Source organism: Citrobacter sp. Ca225, assembly GCF_030337175.1.
Classification (GTDB): Bacteria; Pseudomonadota; Gammaproteobacteria; order Enterobacterales; family Enterobacteriaceae; genus Citrobacter_A; species Citrobacter_A amalonaticus.
Map to the genome: position 1 here is coordinate 79,961 of NZ_JAOWCD010000015.1, position 14,423 is coordinate 94,383.

Genomic DNA, 14,423 nt, shown 5'->3' on the forward strand with positions numbered 1-14,423 from the left:
TCCTGCACTGTAAAAGGTAGCACTATGAACGATAAAAACATCATTCAGATGCCCGATGGATATCTGAATAAGACCCCTCTGTTCCAGTTTATTTTGTTATCCTGTTTATTCCCGTTATGGGGATGCGCAGCCGCATTAAATGATATTTTGATTACGCAATTCAAAAGCGTATTTTCACTCAGCAACTTTGCCTCAGCATTAGTTCAGAGCGCCTTTTATGGCGGTTATTTTTTAATTGCGATTCCGGCATCCCTGGTGATTAAAAAGACCAGTTATAAAGTAGCGATATTAATCGGCCTGACGCTGTATATCGTCGGCTGTACGCTCTTTTTCCCGGCCTCACACATGGCCACTTACACCATGTTCCTTGCGGCGATCTTCGCGATTGCCATTGGTCTGAGCTTCCTGGAAACCGCGGCGAACACCTACAGTTCGATGATCGGTCCAAAAGCCTACGCCACCTTACGATTGAATATCAGTCAGACTTTCTATCCGATTGGCGCGGCGTCCGGCATTTTGCTGGGTAAATATCTGGTCTTTTCCGAAGGCGACAGTCTGGAAAAACAGATGGCGGGGATGAATGCCGAGCAGATCCATAACTTTAAAGTGTTGATGCTGGAAAACACCCTTGAGCCGTATAAGTACATGATTATGGTTCTGGTGGTGGTGATGGTACTGTTCCTGCTGACCCGCTTCCCGACCTGCAAAGTAGCGCAAACCGCCAACCATAAACGCCCGTCAGCGATGGACACATTGCGCTATCTGGCGAGCAATGCCCGTTTCCGCCGCGGTATTGTGGCGCAGTTTCTGTACGTGGGAATGCAGGTTGCCGTGTGGTCATTCACCATCCGTCTGGCGCTGGAGTTGGGCGATATCAACGAGCGTGATGCTTCTAACTTCATGGTCTATAGCTTTGCCTGCTTCTTTATCGGTAAGTTTATCGCCAACATCCTGATGACCCGTTTTAATCCGGAAAAGGTGCTGATCCTTTACTCCATTATCGGCGCGCTGTTCCTTGCCTATGTTTCGCTGGCTCCGAGCTTTAGCGCGGTATACGTCGCGGTACTGGTGAGCATTCTGTTTGGACCTTGCTGGGCGACCATCTATGCCGGTACGCTGGATACGGTCGATAACGAACATACTGAAATGGCGGGTGCGGTGATTGTGATGGCCATCGTTGGCGCCGCCGTGGTTCCGGCGATTCAGGGTTATGTGGCGGATATGTTCCACTCGCTACAACTCTCGTTCCTCGTCTCCATGCTGTGCTTCGTTTACGTAGGGGTTTACTTCTGGCGTGAAAGCAAAGTGCGCAGCCTGGCTGAAGCGACTGCATCCTGAGGAGAACGATGATGACAACACGTATTACGCTGTGGCGGACGCTCTTTGGTGAACATCCTCAAGTCCTGCTGGAGAACTGTGATTTCACGGTCACTGCCTTTCGTTATGCCAGCGGTGTGGAAGGGCTGAAGGTGCAGAACAGTCGTGGTCATCTGGTGATTCTGCCCTGGATGGGGCAGATGATCTGGGATGCCCGGTTTGATGGTCACGATCTGACCATGCGCAACATGTTCCGCCAGCCGAAACCCGCAACGGAAGTCGTGGCGACCTATGGCTGTTTTGCCTTCCATTCCGGCCTGCTGGCCAATGGCTGCCCGTCGCCGGAAGATACGCACCCGTTGCACGGTGAAATGGCCTGCGCCGCGATGGACGAGGCCTGGCTGGAACTGGACGGCGACAGTCTGCGCGTGACCGGACGCTACGAGTATGTGATGGGATTCGGTCATCATTATCAGGCGCAGCCTGCGGTGGTGATGCATAAAGCGAGCGCGCTGTTTGATATTCAGATGGCCGTCACTAACCTCGCATCCGTCGCGATGCCGTTACAGTACATGTGCCACATGAACTATGCGTACGTACCGGAAGCCACTTTCAGCCAGAATATCCCGGATGAGGCGCTGCGGCTTCGCGAATCGGTCCCGGCGCATGTGAAACCCACCGCACAGTGGCTGGCGTTTAATCAGCGGATCTTACAAGGCGACGCGTCGCTGGCCGCGCTCAATGAACCTGACTTTTACGATCCGGAAATCGTCTTCTTTGCCGACAAACTGGACAGGTATACGGATAGACCCGAATTCCGCATGATCGCCCCGGATGGCACCACGTTTGTCACCCGTTTCGCCAGTTCGGAACTCAACTATGTCACCCGCTGGATCCTGTATAACGGCGATCAGCAGGTCGCAGCATTCGCCCTGCCCGCCACCTGCCGTCCGGAAGGCTTTCTCGCCGCCCAGCGAAATGGCTCATTACTTGACGTGCCGCCGCAGCAAACGCGGAGTTTTACGGTCACCACGGGTATCGCCTGATCGCTCAAGGCTTGAACAGCAACGCGCTTATCGTTAAGGTAAGCGCGTTTTTTTTACCCGCCAGGACAGAGCCATGATTACCGTTGCCCTTATAGACGACCACCTTATCGTTCGCTCCGGCTTTGCCCAATTGCTTGGGCTGGAGGCCGATTTACAGGTGGTCGCCGAGTTTGGCTCGGGGCGTGAGGCGCTGGCGGGATTGCCGGGACGCGGTGTTCAGGTGTGTATTTGCGATATCTCGATGCCGGATATCTCCGGTCTGGAGCTGTTGAGCCAGTTGCCAAAAGGGATGGCGACCATCATGCTCTCGGTACACGACAGCCCGGCGCTGGTGGAACAGGCGCTGAACGCCGGGGCGCGCGGCTTTCTCTCCAAACGCTGCAGCCCGGATGAACTGATTGCCGCAGTACATACCGTGGCTACCGGCGGCTGTTATTTGACGCCAGAAATCGCCGTCAAACTGGCGGCTGGCCGCCAGGATCCGCTGACCCGGCGCGAGCGCCAGGTGGCGGAAAAACTGGCGCAGGGGATGGCGGTAAAAGAGATTGCTGTCGAGTTGGGGCTATCGCCGAAAACGGTGCACGTCCATCGCGCAAACCTGATGGAAAAACTGGGCGTCAGCAATGACGTTGAGCTGGCGCGGCGCATGTTTGACGGCTGGCAATGAAAACCCTGTTGTCACGGTTTATCACCGTTCTCGCCTGTTTTTTTATTTTCTCTGCCGCCTGGTTTTGTCTGTGGAGCATCAGCCTGCATCTGGTTGAGCGTCCGGAACTGGCGGTACTGCTGTTCCCGTTTGGTTTGCGCCTGGGGCTGATGCTGCAATGTCCACGCGGCTATTGGCCGGTATTGCTGGGCGCGGAATGGCTGCTGACCTTCTGGCTGGCGCAGGAAGTGGCGCTGGAGCATCTTCCCCTTTTGCTGATTGGCGGCCTGCTGACGCTGCTGCCCGTGGCGCTGATCTCCCGTTATCGCCATCAGCGTGACTGGCGAACGCTGCTGCTTCAGGGCGCGGCGTTGACGGCGGCAGCGCTGTTGCAGTCGCTACCCTGGCTGGGACAGGGGGAAGAAGCCTGGAATGCGCTGCTGCTGACCCTGACCGGCGGATTGACGCTGGCACCGATCTGCCTGGTGTTCTGGCACTATCTGACCAGTACGACCTGGCTGCCGTTGGGTCCGGCGCTGGTGTCGCAACCGGTGAACTGGCGCGGTCGGCACCTGATCTGGTATCTGCTGCTGTTTAGCGTCAGTCTGTGGCTCCAGTTGGGATTACCCGCAGAGCTTTCGCGATTTACCCCCTTCTGTCTGGCGCTGCCGATTATTGCGCTGGCCTGGCATTACGGCTGGCAGGGGGCACTGATCGCAACCCTGATGAACGCTATCGCGCTGATTGCCAGCCAGACCTGGCACGATCACCCCGTAGATTTATTGCTCTCCCTGTTGGCGCAAAGCCTGACCGGACTGCTGCTTGGCGCGGGTATTCAGCGTCTGCGCGAGCTGAACCAGTCGCTGCAAAACGAACTGGCGCGCAATCACCGGCTGGCGGAGCGCCTGCTGGAAACGGAAGAGAGCGTACGCCGCGACGTGGCGCGTGAGTTGCACGATGATATCGGCCAGACCATCACCGCGATCCGTACTCAGGCCGGAATCGTGCAGCGGCTGGCGGTTGAAAACGGCGGCGTGAAGCAGAGCGGACAGCTTATCGAACAGCTTTCGCTGGGCGTCTATGATTCCGTGCGCCGCCTGCTGGGACGCCTGCGTCCGCGCCAGTTGGATGATTTAACGCTGGAACAGGCGATCCGCTCGTTGATGCGGGAAATGGAGCTGGAAAGTCGCGGCATCGTCAGCCATCTCGACTGGCGGATCGACGAGACGGCGCTCAGCGAGGGTTTGCGGGTGACGCTGTTTCGCGTCTGTCAGGAAGGGCTGAACAATATAGTGAAACATGCCAACGCCAGCGCGGTGACGCTGCAGGGCTGGCAGCAGGACGAGCGGCTGATGCTGGTGATTGAGGATGACGGCAGCGGTCTGCCGCCGGGCTCCGGTCAGCAGGGTTTTGGCCTGACCGGGATGCGCGAGCGCGTTACGGCGCTCGGCGGTTCGCTGACGATTTCCTGCACGCACGGTACGCGAGTCAGCGTCTCGCTACCCCTGCGTTACGTTTGAGGAGCGGCAATGCTAACCTTTTTTAACGCCCCGGCGAATGCGCCGCAGTTAACGGACAAGCGCGAGATCGACGATCTTTATCGCTACTGGCGTCGCCATATTCTGCTGACCATCTGGCTGGGCTACGCTCTGTTCTATTTCACGCGGAAAAGTTTTAACGCCGCCGTCCCGGACATTCTCGCCAACGGCGTGTTAACCCGCAGCGATATTGGCCTGCTGGCGACGCTGTTTTACATCACCTATGGCGTGTCGAAATTCGTTTCCGGCATCGTCAGCGATCGTTCTAACGCCCGCTATTTTATGGGGATAGGGCTGATTGCCACCGGCATCGTCAATATTCTGTTTGGTTTTTCCACTTCGCTCTGGGCGTTTGCCCTGCTGTGGGCGCTGAACGCTTTCTTCCAGGGATGGGGCGCGCCGGTGTGCGCACGTCTGCTGACAGCATGGTATTCGCGCAACGAGCGCGGCGGCTGGTGGGCTATCTGGAATACCGCCCACAACGTTGGCGGTGCGTTGATTCCGATCGTCATGGCTGCTGCGGCACTGCATTATGGCTGGCGTGCCGGGATGATGATGGCCGGAATGCTGGCGATCGTCGTCGGGATTTTTCTTTGCTGGCGACTGCGCGACCGTCCGCAGGCCGTGGGGCTGCCACCGGTAGGCGACTGGCAGCACGATGCCCTGGAAATTGCTCAGCAACAGGAGGGCGCGGGACTGACCCGTAAAGAGATCCTCACGAAATACGTGCTGCTCAACCCTTATATCTGGCTGCTATCACTCTGTTATGTGCTGGTGTACGTGGTGCGCGCCGCCATCAACGACTGGGGCAATCTGTATATGTCCGAGACGCTGGGTGTCGATCTGGTGTCCGCCAACATGGCGGTGACGATGTTCGAGCTGGGCGGATTTATCGGCGCGCTGGTGGCGGGCTGGGGGTCAGACAAACTGTTCAACGGCAATCGCGGGCCGATGAACCTGATTTTTGCCGCCGGAATTTTGCTTTCGGTGGGTTCACTGTGGCTGATGCCGTTTGCCAGTTATGTGATGCAGGCGGCCTGCTTCTTCACCACCGGATTCTTTGTCTTTGGCCCGCAGATGCTGATCGGTATGGCGGCGGCGGAGTGTTCGCACAAAGAGGCGGCAGGGGCAGCTACCGGGTTTGTTGGGCTGTTTGCTTATCTCGGTGCATCGCTTTCCGGCTGGCCGCTGGCGCAGGTACTGGAAACCTGGCACTGGACCGGTTTCTTCGTGGTCATCGCTATCGCTGCCGGGATCTCCGCCCTGCTGTTACTGCCATTCCTCAACGCCCAGGCTCCACGTGAGGCCAGCGAAGCGTGATGCAGTTCACTTTTTTACCGCGAGTGGGGCAAAACTAAGAAATTTTCCCGGTTTCGCCTGGACGCTGTCTCAGGCATGTCTCCCGACTGATTTTTACAATGCCTGCCATTCGCAGGTATAAAAATTAGCCCGGGAGTGTCCTATGCTGGCTTTTCTAAACCAGGTGCGTAAACCGACCCTGGATCTGCCGCTCGATGTGCGGCGCAAGATGTGGTTCAAACCGTTCATGCAGTCTTATCTGGTGGTCTTCATCGGCTACCTGACTATGTATTTGATCCGAAAGAACTTTAACATCGCCCAGAACGATATGATTTCCACCTACGGGTTGAGCATGACGCAACTGGGGATGATTGGTCTGGGGTTCTCCATCACCTACGGCGTGGGTAAAACGCTGGTTTCCTATTATGCGGACGGCAAAAACACCAAGCAGTTCCTGCCGTTTATGCTGATCCTCTCTGCAATTTGTATGCTCGGCTTCAGCGCCAGCATGGGAACGGGTTCCGTAAGCCTGTTCCTGATGATCGCCTTCTATGCCCTGAGTGGTTTCTTCCAGAGCACCGGCGGCTCGTGCAGCTATTCCACTATCACCAAATGGACGCCTCGCCGTAAGCGCGGCACTTTCCTCGGCTTCTGGAATATCTCTCATAACCTTGGCGGCGCAGGTGCGGCAGGCGTGGCGCTGTTCGGTGCGAACGTGCTGTTCGACGGACACGTGATTGGGATGTTTATCTTCCCGTCGATTATCGCTCTGATTGTTGGCTTTATCGGTCTGCGCTTTGGTAGTGACTCGCCGGAATCGTATGGTCTCGGTAAAGCTGAAGAACTGTTCGGCGAAGAGATCAGTGAAGAGGATAAAGAGACCGAAGAAAATGACATGACCAAATGGCAGATCTTCGTTGAATACGTGCTGAAAAACAAAGTGATCTGGCTGCTCTGTTTCTCGAACATCTTCCTGTACGTGGTGCGTATCGGCATCGATCAGTGGTCTACCGTGTACGCTTTCCAGGAGCTGAAACTGTCCAAAGAGGTGGCAATTCAGGGCTTTACCTTGTTTGAGGTGGGGGCGCTGGTCGGTACGCTGCTGTGGGGTTGGCTCTCGGATCTGGCGAACGGTCGCCGTGCGCTGGTGGCCTGCGTGGCGCTGGCGCTGATCATCGCGACGCTTGGCGTGTACCAACATGCCAGCAACCAGTATGTCTATCTCGCGTCACTGTTTGCGCTCGGCTTCCTGGTGTTTGGCCCGCAACTGTTGATTGGCGTGGCGGCGGTGGGTTTTGTTCCGAAAAAAGCCATTGGCGCGGCGGACGGTATCAAGGGTACCTTTGCGTACTTGATCGGCGATAGCTTTGCCAAGTTAGGTCTGGGGATGATTGCCGACGGTACGCCAGTGTTTGGTTTGACCGGCTGGGCGGGTACCTTCGCTGCGCTGGACGCCGCCGCTATCGGCTGTATCTGCCTGATGGCGATGGTTGCGGTTATGGAAGAGCGCAAAATACGCCGGGAAAGAAAAATTCAGCAGTTAAGAACCGCTTAAGTGTGTAATTGGTAACATTTTGCCCAGCCTGCGCGCTGGGCTTTTTTATGCATGTGTTTGGCGATGGTTGGCTGGTATCAGTCAGCGATCTCATGGGAAGTGAAGGTAAACGTTTCACCGTCAAACAGCCCCTGGCTGGTGAGTTTTAGCGCGGGGATCACCGGCAGGGAGAGAAACGCCATCTGGATAAACGGCTCGTCGGGCAGAGAGCCACATTCGCGCCCTGCTGCTTTTAGCGCATCGATCTGCTCCGCCAGCGAATCGGCGGTGTCGGTGCTCATTAACCCGGCAATCGGCAGCGGCAAGTGGCATTGCACCTGGCCGTTACGAACGACGCAAAGCCCGCCGCCATCGTCAATCACCTGATTAACCGCCAGAGCTATCTCTTCAGCGCTGCGACCGATCACCACAATATTATGACTGTCATGGCTGACCGTGGCCGCCAGCGCGCCTTCACGCAGTCCGAATCCACCTAATAAGCTACAGGCCGGGGGCGACTGGCGACCGTAGCGTTCAAGCACAGCGATATAGCAAATATCATGACGATCGAAGCCCTCCGCGGTGCACTCGCAGTCACTGGCGCCTGTCACCAGTTCGTTAGGGATAACATCGATCACCCGATAGCGTTTGCCGGGGGTGAAATGCAGCGGGAAGTCATTGGCGCAAACGGGGTGGCGCGCAATGGTATTGCCATACGGCGGAACGGTTTGCGCCAGCCTTGCCGGTTCGTCGGCTTTCAGACGTTCGGTGTCAACGGGTTCTCCTTTGACAAACACCTGCTGTACCGTCACGTTGCGGGCATCGCTGAGCAGGACAATATCCGCCTGTTTGCCGGGGGCCAGCAAGCCAAGATGGCGCAGGCCAAAATGATGAGCGGCAGACCAACTGGCGACGCGATAAGCGACGTGTAGCGGGATGTTATGCTGTAAAATCAGCCGGCGAATCAGGGCGTCGATATGCCCTTCATGCGCAATTTCCCAGGGATTGCGATCGTCGGTACAGAGCAGGCACTGTGGGCTGTTAAAAGCGTTGATCAGCGGTGCCAGCGCGTCGAGGTTGCGGGCGGCGGAACCTTCGCGGATCATCAGCGTCATCCCGCGTTGCAACTTGCGACGCCCCTCCTCCAGTGTGTAGCTCTCGTGACAATTCTCGATCCCGGCGGCGATGTAGGCGTTGAGCGCTTTACCGCTCAGTCCTGGGCAGTGGCCGTCCAGCGTCAGATGGCGAAAAGCGTCCATTTTGTCGAGCAGCGCATCTTGTCCGGCAATGACGCCTGGGTAATCCATCACTTCGGCCAGTCCGGCGACCAGCGGGTGATCGCGCCAGGCCAGCATCTGGTCGAGGGAGAAATGTGCGCCATTCACATCACATCCCTCCAGAGCGGGAACGCAGGAACTCACCTGCAGATACTGATTCTGCTTCGCCTGTTCGGCGCAGCGGATAAACCAGGAGAATCCTTTTTCGCCCATCACATTGACGATTTCATGAGGATCGCACACGACGGTGGTGAGCCCGCGCGGCAGCGTCGCGGTTTCAAAGGTCACTGGCGTCATCATGCTGGATTCAATGTGCAGGTGAGCGTCGATAAAGCCGGGTACCGCCGTTGCGCCGTCGGCGTCGATGCGCCGTAATGCCGGAGCGTCACGATACTCCGCCCCGATGCCCGCGATATGCCGCCCTTTGATCACAATAGGGCCAGTCATTTCTCCGCCATTGATAATATCGAGAAGGATGACATTATCAATAATATAATCAGCAACCGCTTCGCCGCGTGCAACGGCTAACAATTCTTGCTGTTCCTGACGGCTAATATAATGAAATTTATGACTTATGCTGTTATTCATATTTTTCTCATTTTGATTTTATCAATTTGATTATTATTTATCATTAAGAAATACCTGGTAATTATTTTAAGTTTATCGATTAACGGGCATTTGCATTGTGATTACAATCACTGAATTAAAGACAGGAGATGTTTTAAATGAGGCCTGCTTATATCTTCATAAATGGATGAGAAAAATGAATAATGATATCAGTGATGACGTGCAGCATGATTCAAATCACCTTTCGCGATTATTTAAACTCCGCCAGCATGGCACCGACGTGCGGACCGAAACGATTGCCGGGATGACGACGTTTTTAACGATGGTGTACATTGTTTTTGTTAACCCGCAAATACTTGGGGCCGCGCAGATGGACCCCAAAGTGGTGTTTGTCACCACGTGTCTCATCGCCGGTATTGGCAGCATCGCGATGGGCCTCGTCGCTAACCTTCCCGTTGCATTAGCGCCGGCGATGGGATTGAACGCGTTTTTTGCCTTTGTGGTGGTGGGAGCAATGGGGGTAAGCTGGCAAACGGGAATGGGGGCTATCTTCTGGGGGGCGGTCGGACTATTTTTACTCACCCTTTTTCGCATCCGTTACTGGATGATTTCCAATATCCCGATTAATTTACGTATCGGCATCACCAGTGGTATTGGTTTATTTATTGCGTTGATGGGATTAAAAAATTCGGGCGTCATTATTGCAAATAAAGACACCCTGGTGACCATTGGTAACTTAAGCTCCCACAGCGTATTACTGGGTATTTTAGGTTTCTTTATTATTACCGTGCTGTCATCACGTCATTTTCATGCTGCGGTGCTGGTCTCTATTGTCGTCACCTCCTGCTGTGGGTTATTTTTCGGTGATGTCCATTTTAGCGGCATTTATTCTGTGCCTCCCAGTATTAGCGGAGTGATGGGTGAGGTCGATTTAAGTGGTTCTTTATCGCTTAATCTGGCAGGGATTATCTTTTCTTTCATGCTCATCAATTTGTTTGATTCATCAGGAACATTAATTGGTGTGACGGATAAAGCCGGGTTAATCGGTAGCGACGGTAAGTTTCCTGGTATGAGGCGGGCACTGTATGTCGACAGTGTGAGCTCGGTTGCTGGGGCGTTTATCGGCACCTCGTCTGTGACGGCTTATATTGAGAGTACCTCGGGCGTGGCGGTTGGCGGGCGTACCGGCCTGACGGCGGTGGTGGTTGGTGTGCTCTTCCTGCTGGTGATGTTCTTTTCTCCGCTGGTGAGTATGGTTCCCGCTTATGCAACGGCAGGCGCGCTGATCTTTGTCGGTGTGCTGATGACCTCCAGCCTTTCCCGCGTTAACTGGGATGATTTAACCGAATCGGTTCCTGCGTTTATCACCACGGTGATGATGCCTTTTAGTTTTTCCATTACTGAGGGGATCGCGCTTGGCTTTATGTCGTACTGCATCATGAAAGTGTTTACCGGACGCTGGCGGGAACTGAACCTGTGCGTCGTTGTGGTCGCGGTGCTTTTTGCGCTGAAAATCATTCTGGTGGATTAGTATTCACGGACCGTTTCCAGATATCATGAGCGCTGATAAAGCAGGAGAACGCATGATCTGGATAATGCTGGCCACACTGGCGGTGGTGTTTGTTATCGGGTTTCGGGTACTCACTTCCGGATCCCGGCGGGCGATTCGCCGCTTGAGCGAGCGCCTGAATATTGATGTGGTGGCGGTAGAATCGATGATCGATCAGATGGGAAAAGTGCAGGGTGAGGCATTTATGCATTATCTCCATCGCCACGACGAGTCACATCTGCAAAATGCCGCTCAGGTTTTGTTGATCTGGCAGAGCGTCATTGTGGACGGCAGCGAGCAGAACCTGTTGCAGTGGCATCGCCTGCTGCAAAAGGCCAGGCTGGCTGCGCCAGTCACCGATGCGCAGGTACGTCTGGCACTCGGTTTCTTACGCGAGGTTGATCCGGATATGCAGGACATCAACGCCTTCCAGATGCGCTACAACGCCTTTTTTCAGCCTGAAGACGGCGTGCACTGGCTGCATTAAGAGCAATATGGATACGAATGTTGTTACGCAAGTGAAGCGTAAGGCAGGTGTAGCCATCGGACAAATAGTTGCCAAAACGTTAAATGCGTCACAATTAAAATGTTACACTGCGTGACTTTTCCACCAGAACACCACGCAGGTCGCATAAATGAGTGAATGTATCGAAGAGAAAACCCGCGCTGACGTTGTCGCCCGCCCGAACTGGTCGGCGGTATTTGCCGTGGCGTTCTGTGTCGCTTGCTTGATTACCGTCGAGTTTTTACCTGTTAGTCTGTTGACGCCAATGGCGCAGGACCTGGGGATTTCTGAAGGCGTTGCCGGACAGTCGGTGACTGTCACTGCGTTTGTCGCCATGTTTGCCAGCCTGTTTATCACGCAGATCATTCAGGCAACGGATCGTCGTTATGTGGTGATTCTGTTCTCCGTGTTACTGACCCTCTCCTGCCTGCTGGTCTCTTTTGCCAACTCCTTTGCGTTATTGCTGGTGGGACGCGCCTGTCTGGGACTGGCGCTGGGTGGATTCTGGGCGATGTCGGCGTCGCTGACCATGCGCCTGGTTCCGCCGCGTACCGTGCCAAAAGCGCTGTCAGTGATTTTCGGCGCGGTTTCTATCGCGCTGGTGATTGCTGCGCCATTGGGCAGTTTTTTAGGCGGCATTATTGGCTGGCGTCACGTCTTTAACGCCGCAGCGGTGATGGGCTTGCTGTGTATGGTCTGGGTGGTGAAATCACTGCCGTCGCTGCCCGGTGAGCCTTCTCATCAGAAGCAAAACATGTTCAGCTTGTTGAATCGTCCCGGTGTTGCGGCAGGGATGATCGCCATCTTTATGTCCTTTGCCGGCCAGTTTGCGTTCTTCACTTATATCCGCCCGGTGTATATGAATCTGGCGGGCTTTGATGTCGATGGCCTGACGCTGGTGCTGCTGAGCTTTGGCATCGCCAGTTTTGTTGGCACCTCGCTGTCGTCTGTGATTCTTAAACGCTCGGTCAAGCTGGCATTAGCCGGTGCGCCGCTGGTACTGGCGTTGAGTGCGTTGGTGCTTACGTTGTGGGGCAGCGACAAGATTGTGGCGGCGGGTATTGCGATTATCTGGGGACTGGCGTTTGCGCTGGTGCCGGTGGGGTGGTCGACATGGATTACCCGGTCGCTTGCCGATCAGGCAGAAAAGGCTGGATCCGTCCAGGTCGCCGTGATCCAGCTTGCCAATACCTGTGGGGCCGCGGTGGGAGGCTATGCACTCGATAACCTTGGCCTGCTGTCGCCCCTGATGCTCTCCGGCAGCCTGATGCTGCTGACGGCGCTTCTGGTGGCAGCGAAAGTTCGCATAAAGGGTATGCAATGATCTCACACTCTGTTTGTCGAATGGCGCTGCGCTTATCCGACCTACGGTACGGAGACCTGTAGGCCGGATAAGGCATTTATGCCGCCTTCCGGCATAACGCGATATGGCTCATCAGAACCACGCTTCCCACATCGCGCCGACGTTGAAATCGTCCAGCGTTTCGTCATCCGTGCCGTTCACGCGAGCGGTGCGGTCGTTATCCACTTTGCCGCCGGTGACGTAGAAGCGCAGCATCGGGCGGAACTCCGGCCCCATTGCAATCGACATGTTCTGCGACAGCGTCAGCTTCCAGCCTTTGTTATCGCCGCCGTTATCATAGTCGACACGCTGATAGCCCGCTTCCAGCCAGGTGGAGTGCACGTCGTTCCAGAAGTACATTGGACGCACAATAGCACCATAGTTCTTGCGATTTTCACTCTGATCGGCGCTGTTGTCGTAGTCATGGAATGCCAACAGGTATTCAACCTGCGCCTGTTGCGTGAATTTATGACTCCCTTCGAAACTGGCGTAAATCGCCGTCAGATCGTCGGTTTTGTTGTAGACGCTGTTGTCGGAGTTGTCAGAGTAACGGGCGATCACTTTGTTGACGCCGCTGTCATTGGTGTGGCTGACGACAAACGCGCCCTGCCAGGCCTTCAGGCGATCGTCGCTATCGACCGCTTTCGAGTCAAAGCCGTAGTTGGCGTAAATTTCCAGATCTAACGGACCGAGTTTCATGCCGTGGATTTTTGAGGTCACGGCGTAGTTGCCTTTGTCACCGGTGCCGGAACCGCCGGTACAGGTGATGCGTGACGGGTTGGCCTCATCTTCCATCACTTCCGGGCTGCACGATTCCACGGCGGCCACGGTCGCCACGTCAAACTGCACGCCGCCAATATCGAAGTTCTTCACCCCGGCGCCCTGGCCGTCGTGGTTCATCCAGAAGTAGTCGTTGATCCCTTGTTGCGGACGCTGGTGGAAGTCGCGCCCCGCCCAGATATAGGCGTTCGGGTTGGATTCCAGAACGTTGGTCACCCCTGCGTAGGCCTTTTTGAGGTTCACCTCGTCGCCCCAGTGGTCGATCATCACGTTGATATCCCAGATCGCACCGTTGTCGCCTTTGAATGCTTTGGAAAGCTGGAATTCGCCGCCGTTGCCTTCGTTACCCAGACGACCAATGGCGGACGCGCCGTTATAGGAACCGTCCACGCCGACGTACTTCTGATCGCCGCTCTGGAAGTGCGCGCCGTAACGCGCATAGCCGCTGAATTTCACACCGAACGGGATGGCCATATCGGGTGACTGCGCGGCGCTTTGCGGCTCAACAATCACATCGGTTTTTTTCGCCACAGCAGCGTCCATTTTCGCCTGACGTTCCGCAAGGGCTTTGTCTACGGCTTTGGCGACAATGGCGTCGATTTGTTCCTGCGTAAATTCCTGTGCGAGTACAGAAATCGGGCAAAGCGCGGCCACGACCGCCATGGCTAATGGAAGTTTTTTTATCATGTTCATGGTTATCTCATTTACGTTTTATCCTTCAGTTTGCATTGAGCATTCTGAAGAGATGTGCGCATTAATTTATTTTAAGATAATAACCATCCCGCCTTGGTGTAATTCGCTATCACCAAAACAAGTTGATCTGTTATTTATAGGTGCGGGTACAGAATGCGTTTATTTAATCGTAATAGCGTCTCCGTTTATTATTATTACCCTTCGACTTTCAAGCTGTTTCTTTGTTGGCTACGTTCGTTCACCCCAGTCACTTAGGGAAGGTGCGAATAAGCAGGTCATTTCTTCCCAAGCTGACTCGCTGATTAAAATTTCGCGGATCTGGGCCGATTT

General features: G+C 55.1%; 12 protein-coding genes. 10 read left to right on the top strand and 2 right to left on the bottom strand.

The window, feature by feature from the left end; all coding sequences use genetic code 11:
• Positions 1 to 24 precede the first annotated feature (24 nt).
• The 6 genes from fucP (at position 25) to uhpT (ending at position 7,401) form a co-directional block, all read left to right on the top strand.
• On the top strand, positions 25 to 1,338 hold the full coding sequence (gene fucP, locus OGW13_RS00460; protein WP_042998706.1) for an L-fucose:H+ symporter permease: 1,314 nt from the start codon (positions 25 to 27) through the stop codon (positions 1,336 to 1,338).
• An 11-nt stretch (positions 1,339 to 1,349) separates the two neighbouring features.
• Positions 1,350 to 2,363, top strand: a complete 1,014-nt coding sequence (locus OGW13_RS00465; protein WP_054177163.1) for an aldose 1-epimerase family protein — start codon at positions 1,350 to 1,352, stop codon at positions 2,361 to 2,363.
• Between the two features lie 73 nt (positions 2,364 to 2,436).
• Entirely contained in the window at positions 2,437 to 3,030 is a 594-nt protein-coding gene (gene uhpA, locus OGW13_RS00470; RefSeq protein ID WP_042998704.1) for a response regulator transcription factor UhpA, read from the top strand.
• Positions 3,027 to 4,529 carry a signal transduction histidine-protein kinase/phosphatase UhpB gene (gene uhpB / locus OGW13_RS00475; protein WP_044256147.1) on the top strand — a complete coding sequence of 501 codons (1,503 nt, stop codon included), beginning with the start codon at positions 3,027 to 3,029 and terminating at the stop codon, positions 4,527 to 4,529. The genes uhpA and uhpB overlap by 4 nt, the downstream gene beginning before the upstream one ends.
• A 9-nt stretch (positions 4,530 to 4,538) precedes the next feature.
• Positions 4,539 to 5,867, top strand: coding sequence for an MFS transporter (locus tag OGW13_RS00480; RefSeq protein ID WP_044326829.1), 1,329 nt, complete (start codon positions 4,539 to 4,541; stop codon positions 5,865 to 5,867).
• A gap of 142 nt (positions 5,868 to 6,009) precedes the next feature.
• Positions 6,010 to 7,401, top strand: coding sequence for a hexose-6-phosphate:phosphate antiporter UhpT (gene uhpT, locus OGW13_RS00485; protein ID WP_042998701.1), 1,392 nt, complete (start codon positions 6,010 to 6,012; stop codon positions 7,399 to 7,401).
• A 77-nt stretch (positions 7,402 to 7,478) separates the two neighbouring features.
• On the opposite strand, the gene adeD is transcribed toward uhpT, so the two are convergent.
• Complete coding sequence (gene adeD, locus OGW13_RS00490) at positions 7,479 to 9,245, bottom strand: adenine deaminase (protein ID WP_130097573.1); 1,767 nt, start codon at positions 9,243 to 9,245, stop codon at positions 7,479 to 7,481.
• A gap of 175 nt (positions 9,246 to 9,420) precedes the next feature.
• Here adeD and OGW13_RS00495 point away from each other — a divergent pair, with 175 nt between their 5' ends.
• From OGW13_RS00495 to nepI, 3 genes are all read left to right on the top strand, one after another.
• Positions 9,421 to 10,755, top strand: a complete 1,335-nt coding sequence (locus OGW13_RS00495; protein WP_042998697.1) for an NCS2 family permease — start codon at positions 9,421 to 9,423, stop codon at positions 10,753 to 10,755.
• A gap of 52 nt (positions 10,756 to 10,807) precedes the next feature.
• Positions 10,808 to 11,260 (top strand): DUF1198 domain-containing protein, encoded by a 453-nt coding sequence (locus tag OGW13_RS00500; protein ID WP_287115457.1) that lies wholly within the window; start codon positions 10,808 to 10,810, stop codon positions 11,258 to 11,260.
• 148 nt (positions 11,261 to 11,408) lie between these two features.
• Positions 11,409 to 12,602: a purine ribonucleoside efflux pump NepI gene (nepI, locus tag OGW13_RS00505; protein WP_104445844.1), complete on the top strand. Its 1,194-nt coding sequence runs from the start codon at positions 11,409 to 11,411 to the stop codon at positions 12,600 to 12,602.
• Positions 12,603 to 12,713: 111 nt separating this feature from the next.
• On the opposite strand, the gene OGW13_RS00510 is transcribed toward nepI, so the two are convergent.
• Positions 12,714 to 14,093 (bottom strand): carbohydrate porin, encoded by a 1,380-nt coding sequence (locus OGW13_RS00510; RefSeq protein WP_042998694.1) that lies wholly within the window; start codon positions 14,091 to 14,093, stop codon positions 12,714 to 12,716.
• Here OGW13_RS00510 and OGW13_RS00515 point away from each other — a divergent pair.
• The coding region (locus tag OGW13_RS00515; RefSeq protein ID WP_287115458.1) for a hypothetical protein at positions 14,086 to 14,423 on the top strand (338 nt) is incomplete at its 3' end. The genes OGW13_RS00510 and OGW13_RS00515 overlap by 8 nt on opposite strands.

What these genes read in the sequence shown, in the direction of transcription:
- fucP (WP_042998706.1), top strand. Translation starts at nt 25, where the DNA reads ATGAACGATAAAAACATCATTCAGATGCCCGATGGATATCTGAATAAG.
- OGW13_RS00465 (WP_054177163.1), top strand. Translation starts at nt 1,350, where the DNA reads ATGACAACACGTATTACGCTGTGGCGGACGCTCTTTGGTGAACATCCT.
- uhpA (WP_042998704.1), top strand. Translation starts at nt 2,437, where the DNA reads ATGATTACCGTTGCCCTTATAGACGACCACCTTATCGTTCGCTCCGGC.
- uhpB (WP_044256147.1), top strand. Translation starts at nt 3,027, where the DNA reads ATGAAAACCCTGTTGTCACGGTTTATCACCGTTCTCGCCTGTTTTTTT.
- OGW13_RS00480 (WP_044326829.1), top strand. Translation starts at nt 4,539, where the DNA reads ATGCTAACCTTTTTTAACGCCCCGGCGAATGCGCCGCAGTTAACGGAC.
- uhpT (WP_042998701.1), top strand. Translation starts at nt 6,010, where the DNA reads ATGCTGGCTTTTCTAAACCAGGTGCGTAAACCGACCCTGGATCTGCCG.
- adeD (WP_130097573.1), bottom strand. Translation starts at nt 9,245, where the DNA reads ATGAATAACAGCATAAGTCATAAATTTCATTATATTAGCCGTCAGGAA.
- OGW13_RS00495 (WP_042998697.1), top strand. Translation starts at nt 9,421, where the DNA reads ATGAATAATGATATCAGTGATGACGTGCAGCATGATTCAAATCACCTT.
- OGW13_RS00500 (WP_287115457.1), top strand. Translation starts at nt 10,808, where the DNA reads ATGATCTGGATAATGCTGGCCACACTGGCGGTGGTGTTTGTTATCGGG.
- nepI (WP_104445844.1), top strand. Translation starts at nt 11,409, where the DNA reads ATGAGTGAATGTATCGAAGAGAAAACCCGCGCTGACGTTGTCGCCCGC.
- OGW13_RS00510 (WP_042998694.1), bottom strand. Translation starts at nt 14,093, where the DNA reads ATGAACATGATAAAAAAACTTCCATTAGCCATGGCGGTCGTGGCCGCG.